The sequence below is a fragment of the Acidimicrobiales bacterium genome (assembly GCA_035531755.1).
In the GTDB taxonomy this organism is placed as follows: Bacteria; Actinomycetota; Acidimicrobiia; order Acidimicrobiales; family UBA8190; genus DATKSK01.
Genome location: DATKSK010000052.1, coordinates 21,086 through 35,285 on the forward strand (window position 1 = coordinate 21,086; position 14,200 = coordinate 35,285).

Annotated in this window: 11 protein-coding genes; 8 read left to right on the top strand and 3 right to left on the bottom strand. The window is 75.6% G+C overall.

Annotated features, from left to right (window positions below; all coding sequences use genetic code 11):
- Positions 1 to 29: 29 nt before the first annotated feature.
- Positions 30 to 1,541, bottom strand: a complete 1,512-nt coding sequence (locus VMV22_10840; protein ID HUY22819.1) for a sulfatase-like hydrolase/transferase — start codon at positions 1,539 to 1,541, stop codon at positions 30 to 32.
- An 11-nt stretch (positions 1,542 to 1,552) separates the two neighbouring features.
- Positions 1,553 to 3,973 carry a YfhO family protein gene (locus VMV22_10845; protein ID HUY22820.1) on the bottom strand — a complete coding sequence of 807 codons (2,421 nt, stop codon included), beginning with the start codon at positions 3,971 to 3,973 and terminating at the stop codon, positions 1,553 to 1,555.
- 398 nt (positions 3,974 to 4,371) lie between these two features.
- Here VMV22_10845 and VMV22_10850 point away from each other — a divergent pair, with 398 nt between their 5' ends.
- The 6 genes from VMV22_10850 (at position 4,372) to VMV22_10875 (ending at position 10,849) form a co-directional block, all read left to right on the top strand.
- Positions 4,372 to 6,261 (top strand): glycosyltransferase, encoded by a 1,890-nt coding sequence (locus VMV22_10850; GenBank protein ID HUY22821.1) that lies wholly within the window; start codon positions 4,372 to 4,374, stop codon positions 6,259 to 6,261.
- Positions 6,262 to 6,264: 3 nt separating this feature from the next.
- Entirely contained in the window at positions 6,265 to 7,296 is a 1,032-nt protein-coding gene (locus VMV22_10855) for a sulfotransferase (protein HUY22822.1), read from the top strand.
- Complete coding sequence (locus VMV22_10860; GenBank protein HUY22823.1) at positions 7,293 to 8,162, top strand: sulfotransferase; 870 nt, start codon at positions 7,293 to 7,295, stop codon at positions 8,160 to 8,162. The genes VMV22_10855 and VMV22_10860 overlap by 4 nt, the downstream gene beginning before the upstream one ends.
- A complete protein-coding gene (locus VMV22_10865; GenBank protein ID HUY22824.1) occupies positions 8,159 to 9,121 on the top strand; it encodes a hypothetical protein in 963 nt (320 codons plus the stop codon). Before VMV22_10860 ends, VMV22_10865 begins: the two co-directional genes overlap by 4 nt.
- 73 nt (positions 9,122 to 9,194) lie before the next feature.
- Positions 9,195 to 9,995 (top strand): methyltransferase domain-containing protein, encoded by an 801-nt coding sequence (locus VMV22_10870; GenBank protein ID HUY22825.1) that lies wholly within the window; start codon positions 9,195 to 9,197, stop codon positions 9,993 to 9,995.
- Positions 9,992 to 10,849: a glycosyltransferase gene (locus tag VMV22_10875; GenBank protein ID HUY22826.1), complete on the top strand. Its 858-nt coding sequence runs from the start codon at positions 9,992 to 9,994 to the stop codon at positions 10,847 to 10,849. The genes VMV22_10870 and VMV22_10875 overlap by 4 nt, the downstream gene beginning before the upstream one ends.
- Here VMV22_10875 and VMV22_10880 read toward each other — a convergent pair.
- Entirely contained in the window at positions 10,782 to 13,088 is a 2,307-nt protein-coding gene (locus tag VMV22_10880; protein HUY22827.1) for a YfhO family protein, read from the bottom strand. The genes VMV22_10875 and VMV22_10880 overlap by 68 nt on opposite strands.
- Positions 13,089 to 13,252: 164 nt before the next feature.
- Between VMV22_10880 and VMV22_10885 the strand changes: the two genes are divergently transcribed.
- Both VMV22_10885 and VMV22_10890 read left to right on the top strand, forming a co-directional pair.
- Positions 13,253 to 13,768, top strand: coding sequence for a hypothetical protein (locus VMV22_10885; GenBank protein HUY22828.1), 516 nt, complete (start codon positions 13,253 to 13,255; stop codon positions 13,766 to 13,768).
- 123 nt (positions 13,769 to 13,891) lie between these two features.
- The coding region (locus VMV22_10890; GenBank protein ID HUY22829.1) for a hypothetical protein at positions 13,892 to 14,200 on the top strand (309 nt) is incomplete at its 3' end.

Below are 14,200 nucleotides of genomic sequence, written 5' to 3' on the forward strand. Positions count from 1 at the left end.
GCCACGCCCGCGCCAGCGCCACGCCCCGGCTACGGCTCGGCGCCGCCCTCCCCGGCCGGGGCGGGCGGGCCCGCCCCCGGGACGCCGCGGCGCCCGAGCCGCGCCCAGGAGCGCGGGCCCTTGCCCAGGAGACGGCGTGTCAACGAGGCCACCGTGCGCGACGGGGGAGGCGCGCCGAACACCGGGGTGCGCGACGAGGTGCGGACCAGCCGCTGCAGCAGGCGCGCCTCGAGGTCGCGCTGCACGTCGGCGAACTCCCCGGCGCCGGCGAGGTTGACCGACTCGTCCGCGGACCGGTCGAAGAGGAGATAGGTCTCGCCCGCGGCGTTGAGGGCGATCTTCCAGTCGGCGGTGGCCAGCATCACCTCGCCGTCGTGCTCGCACAGGGCGTCGGTCCGCGGCGGGCCCGCCACGCCCCCCCGCACGGCGGCCGCCAGGGAAACGCCCATGCGGAAGGCGCCGGCATCGGCCATGCCGGCGAGGTCGAGGACCGTCGCCCCCACGTCCATCAGCTCGACGGGGCGGTCGACGACGCCCGGCGGGCTCCCCGGGTCGCGGACGATGAGCGGGACGCGGGCCGCACCGTCGAGGAACACCTTCTTGTAGAGCAGGCCGGCGTCCCCGTTCATCTCCCCGTGGTCGGAGGTGAACACGACGACGGTGCGGTCCCACTCGCCCCGGTCGCGCACGGCCTGTACCAGCTCGCCGACGAGGTGGTCGATGAGGCTGACTTCGCCGGCGTAGTCGGCCCGCAGGGCCGCGATCTCGACCGCGCTGAGCGGCGGGCGCCGCCCGATGCGGGCGTCGAGGTCGCCCGACGGGCGCTCGGCGAGCGACCGCGGCGCGTCCCGGGGCGGCGGCATGGCCGCCGGGTCGTACGCGGTCGCCCACGGCGCGGGCGTGTCCCAGGGCTCGTGCGGTCCGGGGAACCCCACGTAGCAGCACCACGGCTCGGGCTTGTCGTACTCGCGCAGGTAGCGGGCCGCGCTCCTGGCCACATAGGTGTCGTAGTAGAGGTCGAGGCCCACGGGCGTCGGGCGCACGAGCCACGGGGTGGTCCGCAGGCGCTCGGCCACGTCGTCGCGGTAGGCGCGTCGGACCCCGTGGCGGTCCCACAGGTCGGTGAGGTTGGCCGTGCAGGTCTGCAGGGCACGTGGGCCACCGACCTCGTCGACCTCGTCGAAGCCCAGGCGGTTGAGCAGGCCCGTGCTGGCGCGCAGGTCCCCGCCGTCGGGGTGCAGGTGGTTCTTGCCGAACATGCTGGTGCGGTAGCCGTTGCGCCGGAGCCTGCCGAACCACGTCTCCAACCAGGCGGGGTACGTCACGATGCGGTTCGCCTGGACGCCGAGGTTGTGGGGATAGAGACCCGACGCCAGGCTGAAGCGGGCGGGGACGCACACGGGCGAGGTCGTGAAGCAGTCGGTGAACAGCGTGCCCGCACCGGCCAGGGCGTCGAGGTTGGGCGTCGCGCTCCAGCCGTTGACCACGCCGAGGCTGTCGGCGCGCTGCTGGTCGGTGAGGATGAAGAGGATGTTGTCCACGCCCCACCCCGTCAGCGGTCGGGGGCGTGGATCGTCGGTCCCCGCCCGCCGACGCCCGTGTCGGGCGGCGCCTCGGCCGGGCTCACGGGGGCGACGATACCGTGCGGGGCCGGCGGCTCCGTGGACACCCCGGCGTCACCGGGCCCGGCGCCGGCGGGCCGTCGTCTCGACACCACGAGGGCACCTGCCAGGCCCAGCGCGGCGACGAGGGCGAGCCCGATGCCGACGGAGAAGGCGCGCGGCCAGTAGTGCAGCTCCACGATGTGCCGGCCCGCCGGGACGCGTGCCTGGAGCATGGCGCCCGCCAGGGTGTGCAACGGCAGCGGCCGGCCGTCGATGGTGCCGTGCCAGCCGGGGACGCCGGTGAGGTGCAGGCGCAGCGTCTGCGGCGTGTCGGCGTCGACGACGACCCTCCACGACGCCGGGCCCGGGTGGCCGACGGTCACCGGCGTGCCGTCGTCGTGCCCCGACGCCGGCGACGACCCGCCCGACACGGGCGTCAGGGTGGCGGCGGCGGCGCCGGGGATGCGGTACAGCGACTCGTCGCCCACGCGCCGGTCGAAGACGCCCCCGCCCGGCCCGCGCGCCCCGGCGGGCTCGAGGACGAAGCCGACGCCGTAGCGACGGGCCACGGCGGCCGACGTCACCGCCGGGCAGAAGACGGAGATGGGGTTGCCGAGGCCGCCGGGCTGCCCGGTGGCGGCCTGCCAGGAGCGGAAGAGGGCCCGGGGGGCGACGGGGTCGTAGACGTCGAGCTCCTGGACCGCGAACGCCACGTTGACGTCCTGCACGATCCCCAGGTCGCCGGGCACCGAGCACGACCGCGCGCCGAAGCCCACGACGGCGCTCCCCACCGCCTGCTTCAGGGCCACCTCCGCCGGGGTCGGCGCCAGGAACGACGGGCTCGACGACCACAGCGGCGCTCCGGCGGTCACGAGGAAGGCCGTCTCGCAGGCCAGCAGCACGGCGACGACCCCGGTCCCGGTCCCGAGAGCGAACCGGCGACGGCGCGCCGGGCGCGGCGCAGGGCGTCGGCGCCGGCCCGCCACCACGAGCGTGCCGGCGACACCGAGGCCCGCGGCCGTCTGCACCCCCGGCCACACGAAGCTCCCCGCCCGCACGGCGGCGTCGGCCGGAGGCAGGTGCCCGCGGCCGAGCGCCCATACCATCGCCAGGACGACCGCGGCCAGCGCGAAGCCGCCACCCAACCATCGCCGGACCCGCACGTCGCGCCACGAGCGCACCACGGCGTCGGCGCCCACGCCCGCCAGCACCGCCACCGCGAACGCGAACAGGATGGTGCTGCGGTGCCAGCGCACCTTGCCCAGCGCCCCGACGAGGGGCGGGCTGAACATGAGCACGATCATGACGGCGGTGACGGCACCGAGCGCGACGACCTCGGGGTGCCGGCGGCGCATGGCCAGGGCCGTCGCCGCCAGGACGACGGCGATCACCCCGACGTAGACGGCCGACTCCAGGTAGCTGGCGTTGCCCGACAGGTGCCCGAACCAGTGGCTCCCCGCCACCGGCAACCCGTCGAACCCCTGGAACACCACGGAGCCGATGTCGTGCAGGGGCAGCGTCGGTGTGCCGCCCTTGGCCGTCCTGATCCCCGCCGCGGTGACCTGGAGCCCGGGAAGAAGCAGTGGAGCGCCCAGCGCCGCCCCGACCGCGGTGGCCAGCACCAGGTCCACGGCGGGGCGCAGGACGGGGCCCGAGCCCCCGAACGCCGGGGTGCGCAGGGCCAGCAGGACGGCGACGAAGACGCCGAGGCCGAGGGCCATGACCACGAGCGCGTCGGGCTGCCCGGCGTAGATGGTCAGGGCCAGCACGACGGCGAAGAACGTGACGGTCCGGGCCCGCCGGTGCCCACGCACCACCAGCACGGCGGCGGCGAACAGCCAGCCCGCCCAGGACATGACCGACGCCACCGGCCAGCCCAGCCACCCGAAGAACGGACCGCTGAGCTCGTAGACGGTGCCGGCCATGACGGCGCCGAGCAGGCCCAGGCGCAGCGAGCGCCCGAGCACGTACACGCCGGTCCCCGCGATGACGATCGTCGTCCACACCTGGACCGTGAAGGCCAGGCGCAGGGGGACCAGATAGCCCACCAGCGTCGGCAGGCTGAAGGTCGCCGACTGCCAGTTGAACGCCAGGGGCATGCCGAGGGCGCTGTAGGGATTCCACAGCGGCAGGTGCCCGTGGTGCACCTGGGTCCAGGCCTGGGCCGTCCAGGGGATCATCTCGGTGATGAGGTCGGCGGTCTGGGGGTTGTGGACCACGACCCCGGGCTGCTTCGACAGACCCTGGCGCGACAGGATGTCGAACGGTCCCAGGGAGGCGCCGTGCGCCAGCGCCGGCGCCATGACGGCGATGGCCGCCGCCACCAGCCAGGCGATGCCCACCAGGTCCCCGACGCCGAACGCCGGCACCTGCCGCGGCTCGTTCGGAGGGGCGGCGGGCATCCCCCAGGGTAGCGCCGGCTCGTCGTGCGCCGCCCGTGGGCCCGCCCTGGGACCGGGGCGCAGTCCCCGGGGCCGTGCGCAACCGCCGGCCCGCCTTTTCCCTGGTCGCACGGGCCGGAGTCCTGTTCCGCCGCGCAGCGTCCTGTTCCGATTGGGGGACGGCTCGCACTAGGCTTGCCAACGGGTTGGCGGAGCAGGAGCCGAGCGGAACCGGGGGGACTCGCGGTGTCAGCCAGTGCGCAGCCGCTCTCCGAGGAGAGCGGACGGGTCGTTGTGTGCCGGTCGGGAAGCTCGCCCGACCGTGTCGTGTGCCGGTCGGGCGGGGACCCGTCCTGACCCCCGCCGTGACTCCCGGTCTCGACGGCGTGACCGCCGTCGTGGTGACCCACCTCCGGCCCCGGCTGGCCGGCGCCACGGTGCGGTCACTGCTCGACGTGGAGGGCTTCGCCCCCCGGCAGGTGGTGGTCGTGGTGAACGGCGAGGGCGGTCTCGACGACCCCGAGCTGGAGCGAGCCGTGCGCATGGTGCGCCTGCCGTCCAACACCGGGCCCGCCGGCGGCTTCCGTGCCGGGCTGGTCGAGGCCTTCGCCGACGCCACCACCAGGTGGGCGTACCTGTGCGAGGACGACATGGTGTTGCTGCACCTGCCCGTGCCGCGGGTGGCCGGGCTCCTGGCCCGGGTGCAGGACCGCGCGCGCACCGGGGTCGACGCCGGGCGCCGCGTGGGCGCGGTGACCGCGTTCGGGCGCGTGTTCGTCCCCCGGTCGGGCCACACCGTCAACACCGTCCCCCGGCGCGGCCAACCCGGGGACTTGGCCCCGGTCGACGTCACGACGTGGGGCGCGACACTCGTGTCGCGCGACGTGGTGGACGTCGGCGCGCTGCCCGACCCCGACCTGTTCTTCGGGTTCGAGGACTTCGACTTCTACTGCCGCGTGCGCGCCGCGGGGCTCTCGGTGCTCGTGGACGTGCCCTGTGCCCGGCGGGTGGCGCACCGCCAGACCCTGGCCGGCCGCGACGCCGCGCTGCGCGACCATCGACCCGTCGACGCCGACGAGCCGTGGCGCGCCTACTACCAGGCCCGGAATTTCTTCGCCCTCGCTCGCCGCCACGGCCGGCGGAGCTGGCTGGCCTGGCACCTCGTGTACTCGGTGCGGCGGTTCCAGCTCGCCTCGGGCACCCCCGAACGCCTCGCCATCGTGCGGGGGTTCCTCGACGGGGCCCGGGGGAGGCTCGGGATCGAGCCCCGGTACCGGCGCCAGGTCGGGGAGCGGGCGCTCTCCGCCGCCGGCTCGACAGACGCCGTCGGCGGCGTCGGCACTGCGGGCACTGCGGGCACTGCCGACACTGCGGTGGGAACCGACGCCACGCGCGGGACCGGCACCCCCGTCCCGGCGCGGGAGCTGGGGCCCGCGGTGGTGGCGCTGGTCCTGTCGCACAACGCGCCCCGCTCGCTGGCGCGGTGCCTGGAGGCGATCGCCGCGCAGACGGTGCCGCCCGGCGAGGTCGTGGTGGTGGACAACGCCAGCGAGCCGCCGGTGCAGGCCGGCGCGCTCCGTGCGGCCCTCGGCCCCGGCGCCCCCCCCGTGTCGGTGGTGCGCTCGGACACCAACGGCGGTCCCGCCGGTGGCTGGGCCCTCGCCTTCGAGGAGCTCCTGGCCCGACCCGACGACTTCGCCTGGGTGCTCGACGACGACATCCTCCCCGACCCCGAGTGCCTCGAGACGTTGCTCGGCGAGGCCGGCACGGACCCCAAGGCGGCGTTCTGCTTCCCCCGTGCCGTGCAGCCCGACGGCTCGGTCGGCGAGTGGGGATCGTGGTGCGGCTTCGTCGTCTCGCGCCACATCGTGGAGCAGGTGGGCGTCCCGCGCGCCGAGCTGTTCTGGTGGGCCGAGGACAACGAGTACTGCCACTGGCGCATCCCGCAGGCCGGGTACCCGCGCCGGCTCGTGGACGGGGCCGTGGTCCAGCACGACGCCGTGCGCCAGGGGGCCCGGGTCCCGCTCTGGAAGTACTACTACGAGGCCCGCAACATGCTGTACCTCCACCTGCACGTCATGCACCGCGTCGGGTGGTACCCGCGCAACGTGACCAAGCTGGTGGCCCGGGCCGTGCTGCGCGAGCGCGGCCGGCGCATGGCGTGTCTCCGGACCATCGTGCTCGGCCTCTCCGACGGCGCCATGGGCAGGCTGGGCATCCGCTTCCCGGTGGACCCCATGCGCGAGCAGACGACCCCGGCGCGCGCCGCGCCCTGAGCCGTGGCGCCCGATCCCGGCACCGGGTCCAGCGCGCCGCGAGCCGCCGGCGAGGCGCGCCCCACCCCGAACCTGTTCATCGTGGGGGCGCCGAAGTCCGGCACCACCGCGCTCGCCACCTACCTGGGCAGCCACCCCGACGTGTTCGTGGCGGGGAAGGAGCTGACCTACTTCGGCGGCGACCTCGTCTTCCGGACCCGCAAGGGCGGCCGGTGGCAGATCGGCTACGACGCCTATCTGGGTTGGTTCGCGGAGCACGGTGCCGCCCGCTACCGCGCCGATCGGTCGGTCTTCTACCTCTACTCCTCGCAGGCGGCCGCCGAGATCCGCGCCTACGACCCCGACAGCCGCGTCGTCGCCCTGCTGCGCAACCCGGTCGACCAGATGCACTCGCAGCACAGCGAGATGCTGTTCCAGGGCGAGGAGGACATCGCGTCGTTCGGGGAGGCGGTGGCGGCCGAGGAGGCCCGCCGCCGCGGCGAGCGCGTGCCGCCGGGGTGCCAGAAGGTGTTCGGGCTCCTCTACCGTGACATCGCCCGCTATGGCGAGCAGGTCGAGCGCTACTTCTCCGCGTTCGGTCGCGACCGCGTGTGCGTGGTGCTCTACGACGACCTCGTGGCGGACGCCGACGCCGCCTACGGTCAGGTCCTGCGGTTCCTCGACGTCGACGCCGCCCACCGGCCCGAGTTCGGCGTGGTGAACGCCAACAAGGTGGTCCGCAGCCCGCGCGTGCGCGACCTCCTGCGCCATGCGCCGCCCGGGATCCGTCGGGTCGGTCGCCTGGTGGTCCCCGACGAGCACGCCCGGGCCGCCCTGCGGCGCCGCCTGCACACGCTCAACACCCGCCGCCAGGCCCGGCCGCCCATGGACCCCGAGCTGCGTGGCCGCCTGACCGCCGAGCTCGCCCCCGACATCCGCAGGCTCGAGGCCCTCCTCGACCGCGATCTCGGTGCCTGGCTGGCGCCCGCCGGCGGTGGCGCCGGTCCGGGCCGGGCGCCGCGCCCCGGCATCACCCTCGACGGACGGGCCCGATGACCGCGCCGGGGCCGGGACCCGGCGTCGTGGTCCTCGGGATGCACCGCAGCGGGACGTCGGCGGTGAGCCGGGTCCTCAACCTCCTGGGCGCCGACATCGGCCCCGCCGACGACCTGCTCACCGAGTACGACAACCCCGGCGGGCACTGGGAGAGCAAAGCCCTGGTGGCGTGCAACGACCGCATCCTGGCCGCCTACGGGCGGTCGTGGGACTTCCCCCCGTGGCTGGCCCCGGGATGGGAGCACACCGAGCGGGCCACGCGCCTGCTGCCCGACCTGGCCGAGACGTTCGCGGCGGTCTACACGGGCGGCCCCTGGGTGTGGAAGGACCCGCGCACCTGCCTGACGTTCCCGCTGTGGCGTCGGGTGCTCGGCGACGGGGCCCGGGTCGTGCTCGTGCTGCGTGACCCCGGTGCGGTGGTGGCCTCGGTAAGGCGCCGCGACGGGATCCCGGCGTTCTACGGCGTGGGCCTGTGGCAGCACTACGTCCGGGCGTCGGTGGCGGCGTCGCGGGGCCTGCCCGTGGTCTGCCTGCGCTTCGAGGACCTGGTGGCCGCACCCGCGGAGACGGTGGCGACCCTCGCCGGCGACCTGCGGGCCCTCGGGGTGGACCTGGGCGGCGACCCGGGCGTGGCTGCCCGGGCGCTCGAGGGCCAGCTCGTGCACGGCGCCGCGCCCACGCCGACGGTCCGGCGGCTCACGGCGTCCACGCTGCGCGTGCTGCAGTCACTGCCGCGTCGCAGCGACGACTTCCAGCCCCCGACGTGGCGCGAGCCGCGCTGGGTGCGGCCCGTGCTCCTCGCCTACCGCGGCCCGTGGGCCGTGCGGGCGCGCGTCGGCCACCCCCTGCGCCCGGGGTTCGCGTGAGCGGCCCGGCGGGGGTGGCGGCCCCCCGGCCGCGCGGCGGCGCCCCGTGGCGCCGCACGACGCCTCGGGGCGTGCTCGTGCTCGGCATGCACCGCAGCGGCACGTCGGCGGCCACGCGCCTGGTCAACCTCCTCGGTCCCGCCACCTGCGCGCCCGGCGACATGGTGCGCGGGCCGTGGAACCCGAGCGGCCACTTCGAGAGCCGCTCGCTCATGCACCTGAACAACGCCTTGCTCACCCAGATGGGGCGGACGTGGTGGTACCCGCCGCCGGCGGGCGCGGACTACGACGCCGTGGCCGCCGGGATCACCACGACGCCGGCCCAGGGCCGGCGGGCCTTCCGCCGCGCCCATCGCTCCGAGCCGTGGGTGTGGAAGGACCCGCGCACCTCGGTGCTCCTGCCCTTCTGGCGGCGCGCCCTGGGCCCCCGGCTGGCCGCCGTGGTCGTGGTGCGCAACCCCCTCGAGGTGGCCAGGTCCCTGCAGCGTCGCCACGGGCTGCCCGTGGCCTTCGGCGTGGCCCTGTGGGAGCGCTACAACCGCCTGATCCTCGCCCACAGCGCGGGCATGCCCGTGCTGGTGACGCGCTACGCCGACCTGGTGGCCGACGCCGCCGGCTGGGCGGCGGGCACGCGGGACTTCCTGGCCGGACTGGGCATGCACCTGGCGCCCGACGACGCCGCGGTGGGGGACTTCGTCGACCCCGAGCTGCGCCACAGCGCGTTCTCGCGTGACGACGTGGCCGACGCCGCTCCCGAGGCGCTGGCGCTCGCCGACGCCCTCGAGTCCGCCGCCGGCCCGAACGCCTGCTTCGCCCCCCCGAGCCTCCCGCCCGAGCCTGCCGGCGTGGGAGCCGCCCTCGACACGGTCGGGCCCGGACGCGAGCCCGACTGGCGCCCGCCCCCGTGGGCGGCCGATGCCCGGGGGGCGCCGGCCGCCGGGACGGACTGCCAGCCGTGATCGGCCCCCTCCCGCTCCCGCTCATGTCACCGCGCCCCGCTCATGTCACCGCGCCCCCGGGGGGATGCCGCCCATGGACCTGATCGAGCGGAGCGGGGGCGTGACCCGCCGCCACCCCTGGGAGATCGCCCGCGCCACCTTCTTCCTCCGACTGGTCGAGCGGCTGGGGACGCTCGCCACGACCGACAGCTGGCTCGACGTCGGCGCCGGGGACGCCTGGTTCGCGCAGCAGCTGCGCGCCGTGCTCCCACCGGCGGCCCGGTTGGCGTGCTGGGACGTGCACTACCCGGCGGACGGCCCCGAGGTCGCCACCGGCACCACGGGCATCGAGTTCAGCGCGCAGCGGCCCGGCGGCGTCTTCGGGGGGGTCCTCATGCTCGACGTGGTCGAACACGTCGAGGACGACACCGCGTTCGTGCGCGAGGTCGTCGACGGCTCGCTCGCCCCCGGGGGCTGGGTCCTCGTGAGCGTGCCCGCGTACCAGGGCCTCTTCAGCGAGCACGACCGCGCCCTGAAGCACTTCCGCCGGTACTCGCCCGACGCCATCCGGACCGTGCTCGAGTCCGCCGGCCTGGCGGTGCAGGCGCGCGGCGGCCTGTTCCACGGCCTGCTCCCCGCCCGTGCCGCGCAGGTCCTGCGCGAGCGGCTCCGGCCGCCGCACCCCACGTCGACCGGGCGCGTGTCGCCGGACGGGCGCGAACCGTCGACGGGGATCGGGGACTGGCGGGGCGGGCCGCGCCTGACGACGGCCCTGACGGCCGTGCTCGGCGCCGACACCCGGGTCTCGCTCGCCCTGGCCACGCGGCGCCTGGCGCCGTTGCCGGGCCTGAGCACGTGGGCGTTCTGCCGTCGACGGGAACCGGGGCCCCGGTGAGCGCGCCGGGTCCCACGGTCGTCGTGGTGCCGTGCTTCAACGAGGAGCGGCGGCTCGACGAGCGCGCCTTCACGGACCTCGTGGCCGGCGACGAGGTCCGCCTGGTCTTCGTGGACGACGGCTCCACCGACGCCACGGGGCGCGTCCTCGACCGGCTGGCGGCGGGCTGCGAGGGGATCGAGGTGGTGAGCCTGGCGGCCAACACCGGCAAGGCCGAAGCGGTCCGGCGCGGGCTGCTGGTGGCCGTCCGGGGCGGGGCCGGCACCGTCGGCTACTACGACGCCGACCTGGCCACCCCGCCGGCCGAGCTCCTGCGGCTCACGCGCCAGCTGCACGCCCGGCCCGAGCTGGCCGGGGTGTTCGGGAGCCGGGTGGCCCGGCTCGGCAGCTCCATCGAGCGCAAGGCGCTGCGCCACTACCTGGGGCGGGCCTATGCCACGGTGGCGTCGATCGCCCTCGGCGTGACGGTGTACGACACGCAGTGCGGGGCGAAGGTGTTCCGTGTCACCGACACCCTGGTCGCCGCGCTCGCCGAGCCCTTCCGGACGTCGTGGGCCTTCGACGTCGAGCTGCTCGACCGGTTGCTGCACGGGAGCGGCGACGTGCCCGGTGTCCCGGTGACGCGTTTCCTCGAGGTGCCCCTCGAGACATGGCGCGACGTCACGGGCTCGAAACTGCGGGTGGCCCCGGCGTTCGACGCCTTCGTGGACCTCGTGACGATCGCCCGCCGGCGCGCCCGGCGATCGCGCCCGCCCGGCGGGCCCGGGCCGGGCACCGCCGGCACGGTCAGGGCGCTGCGACCGCGGCCGGGCTCGGGGGAGCGCCGGGCGACGCCCGGCGACGTCGGGACGTGACGACGATCGCCACCGCGAAGCCGGCGAGCACCACCACCGCCACCCCCAGCCCCGCCGTGAACAGCCCCGGCCAGTAGCGCAGCTCCACCACGTGGTGGCCCGCCGGGACCCGCGCCTCGAGCATCGCCCCCGTGGCCCAGTGGCCCAGTGCGAGCGGCCGGCCGTCGATGGTGGCGTGCCAGCCGGGGAGCGCCGTCAGGCGCAGGCGCAGCACCTGGGCCGAGGTGGCGTCGGTGACCACCCGCGCCGTGGCGGCCGTCGGGCGCGTCATCGTCACCGCCGTCCCCGCCGCGTCCATCGGCAGGGTGGCGCCGCCCGGCGGCGCGGGTGACAGCGTCGCCTCGGCCGCGCCCGGCACCCGGTAGAGGGGCTCGCCGCCCACCGTCCCGACCCGCACCGTCCCCGCGGGTCGCCGGGTGTGCGGCGCCACGAGCACGTAGCGCACCCCGAACAGGCGGGCCTCGGCGGCCGTGGTGACCTGCGGGCAGAACAGCCCGACGCGGCGCAGGCTCGACGCCAGCTGCTGGCCGCTCACGGCGGACCAGGACGTGTAGTAGCTGGTGGGCAGCACCGGCTCGTACACCGCGAATTCGCGCACCCCGTAGGCGATGTTGGTGTTGGGGCGGATGCCGACCTCGGTGGAGTACGGGGCGGTGAAGGGCCGGGGCCGGCACGGGCCCATGGCCACCAGTGACGATCCCACGGCGTGGCGCAGGGCCGTGACAGCCGGGGTGGGGGAGAAGTAGGTGCCGCTGATCGACCAGAACGAGGCGCCGGCCGCCACCAGGAAGGCGCTCTGGGCCACCAGGAACCCGACGGCCCCGGCCCGCCGTCGCCCCGGGGACGCCCCCGCGGCGTGCCGGCCCGGCTGCCGGCCGAGGCCCGAGGCGACGAGCAGCCCCATGCCCACGACCACCTCGGCCGCGGCCCAGGCGAGCCGGGCGCGCTCGCCGCCACCGGTCTTCTGTGCCCCCAGGGCGACCGCCAGCGACACCAGGGCCACGACGACGCCGGCGCCGCCCAGCGCGCCCAGGACCCAGCGGCGGGCGTTGGCCGGCGCCGTGCCCCGGAGGAGGGCGTCGAGCCCGGCGGCGGCCAGGACGGCCAGGGCCAGCGCCATCAGCATGACGTCGCGGTTCCAGGTGACCCGGCCGAGGACGGGCGCGCCCTGCACGATCGAGTACAGCGGGTTCTTGTAGGTCAGCACGGCGGCGATCACCGCCACCGCCGCCAGGCCGAGGATCTCCGCCCGGCGCCAGAAGAAGCGGACCGCCACCACGGCCAGGACGGCGGCCAGGACGCCCACATAGGGCGGCGGGACCCGGAAATCGGTGCCCTGCAGGCCCACCAGGAGGTCCGACAGGTGCGACACGGGGAAGGCGGCGCCGCCGGAGGCCGCGGCGCGCCCCGAGGCCTGCACCACCTGGAGCCCGGGCAGGACGAGCGGAGCACCGAGCCCCAGTCCGCACGCGCCCGCCACCACCAGGTCGACGACGGGGCGCCGCACCGGGCCGCCCGCGGTGTGCGCCCCGACCGCCAGGAGGACCGCCAGGAAGATCGCCAGGGAGACCCCCAGCACGGCCAGGCTCTCGGGATGGCCGCCGTAGACCGCGGCCGCCAGGACCGACGCCAGCGCGATGCCGTGGCGCAGCCGGTGCCGGCCCCGGACGAGGAGGACGGCGGCGGCGAAGATCCACCCCGCCCAGCACGTCACCCCGGTCATGGCCCAGCCCGAATAATGGAGCATGGGCCCCGACAGCTCGAAGACCGTCCCCCCGAAGGCCGCGCTCAGCGGCCGCATGCCCAGCACGCGGCACAGGGCGTAGGCGCCGGTGCCGGCGATGACGAACTTGGCCAGCACGATCACCGTGTAGGCGAGGTGGACCGGGGCCAGGTAGCTGAGGAGGACGGGCACGCTGAAGACGGCCGACTGCCAGCTGAAGGCGAGCGGCATGCCGAGCACGTTGTCCGGGTTCCACAGGGGCAGCTGGCCCTGGTGCACCTGGTGCCACGCCAGGTTCGTGAGGGGCAGGAAGTAGAGGATCTGGTCGGCCGGGAATTCGCTGTGCACGGCCACGCCGGCGTGATGGGTCAGCCCGATGCGTGACAGCAGGTCGAACGACCCGAGCGACACGCCGGGCCGCAGCACCGGCGCCATGACGGCGACGGCGGCCAGCACGGTCCACGCCACGCCGAGGACGTCGGCTCCCCACCTGGCGGGTGCACCCCGGAGCCGCATCGGGGGCAGTGTAATTGGGAGTGCAATTGTGGGCCGGGTGCCCCGTTGTAATTGTGGGCCGGGTGCCCATCGTGCTCCCGGCCGGGCGCCCGCCAGGCGCGAATCGCCATCGCACCAGGTGGATCGCCTAATATGGCCGCTGGTCAATCCTTGGGGGGTCACACGTGGGCAAGCTTCTGGCGGCAGCAGGATCTCTGGCACTCGTCGGCCTGGCGGCCGGTTGCTCGAGCTCGACCACGGTGGTCGACCATCCGGCGGGGTCTTCGAGCATCGCCCACGTGGGAGACACCCTCGACCTGAAGACGGCCTCGGGCCGGCCCTTCCAGGTCGCCGTCACGCAGGTCGTCGACCCCGCCCACGGCACGGGGAGCGCCAAGGCCGGCAACGACAGGCGCTTCGTGGCCGCCCTGTTCACGGTCACCGATACGTCGGACCAGGCCATCTCGGGGGACGCCAACGCCGACGCCAACCTGGTGGGGTCCGACGGCCAGACCTTCCTGCCGAGCCGCGACAGCCTGAGCGAGTGCGCCAGCCACTCCACCAAGTACCAGGTGGCCGCGGGGAAGTCGGCCACGAGCTGCGTGGCGTTCGCCATCAAGACCACGGCCAAGATCACCAAGGTGCAGTTCTTCCCGGCAGCGGGTTCGGCGAGCGTCTACGGCGAGTGGCTGGTTCCCTGACCCTCCGCTCTCGCCCCCGACCACAGAGCGAACCGGACAGCGTGCGTTGGGGGGCCCGCCTGCCCTGAGGGCCGCGGGCGCCCCGACCGGCTCAACCGGGCGGGCGCCACCGGTCGTCTGACCGTGGACACCAAGAATGCACCGCCGACCGAACCGGCCACCGGCGGCACCGCGCCCCGAGCACCGCGGGGCATCGCCGTGTTCCTCGGGCGCGCCGCGCTCGCCGTGGTGGTGGCAGGCGCACTGTGCGAGGCGCTGTGGCGCCTGGTCCCGCAGCACCTGTCGGTGACCACGGACATCGTCGGCTATCCGATCTTCGCCGACTTCGCGCTCAACCGGTACTTCGACGCCTTCTATCTGCTCGGCCTGGCCCTCCCGCTCCTGGCGGTGGTGCTCTACGCCGTCCTCCCTGTCGGCCGGCCCCGGAGGGCG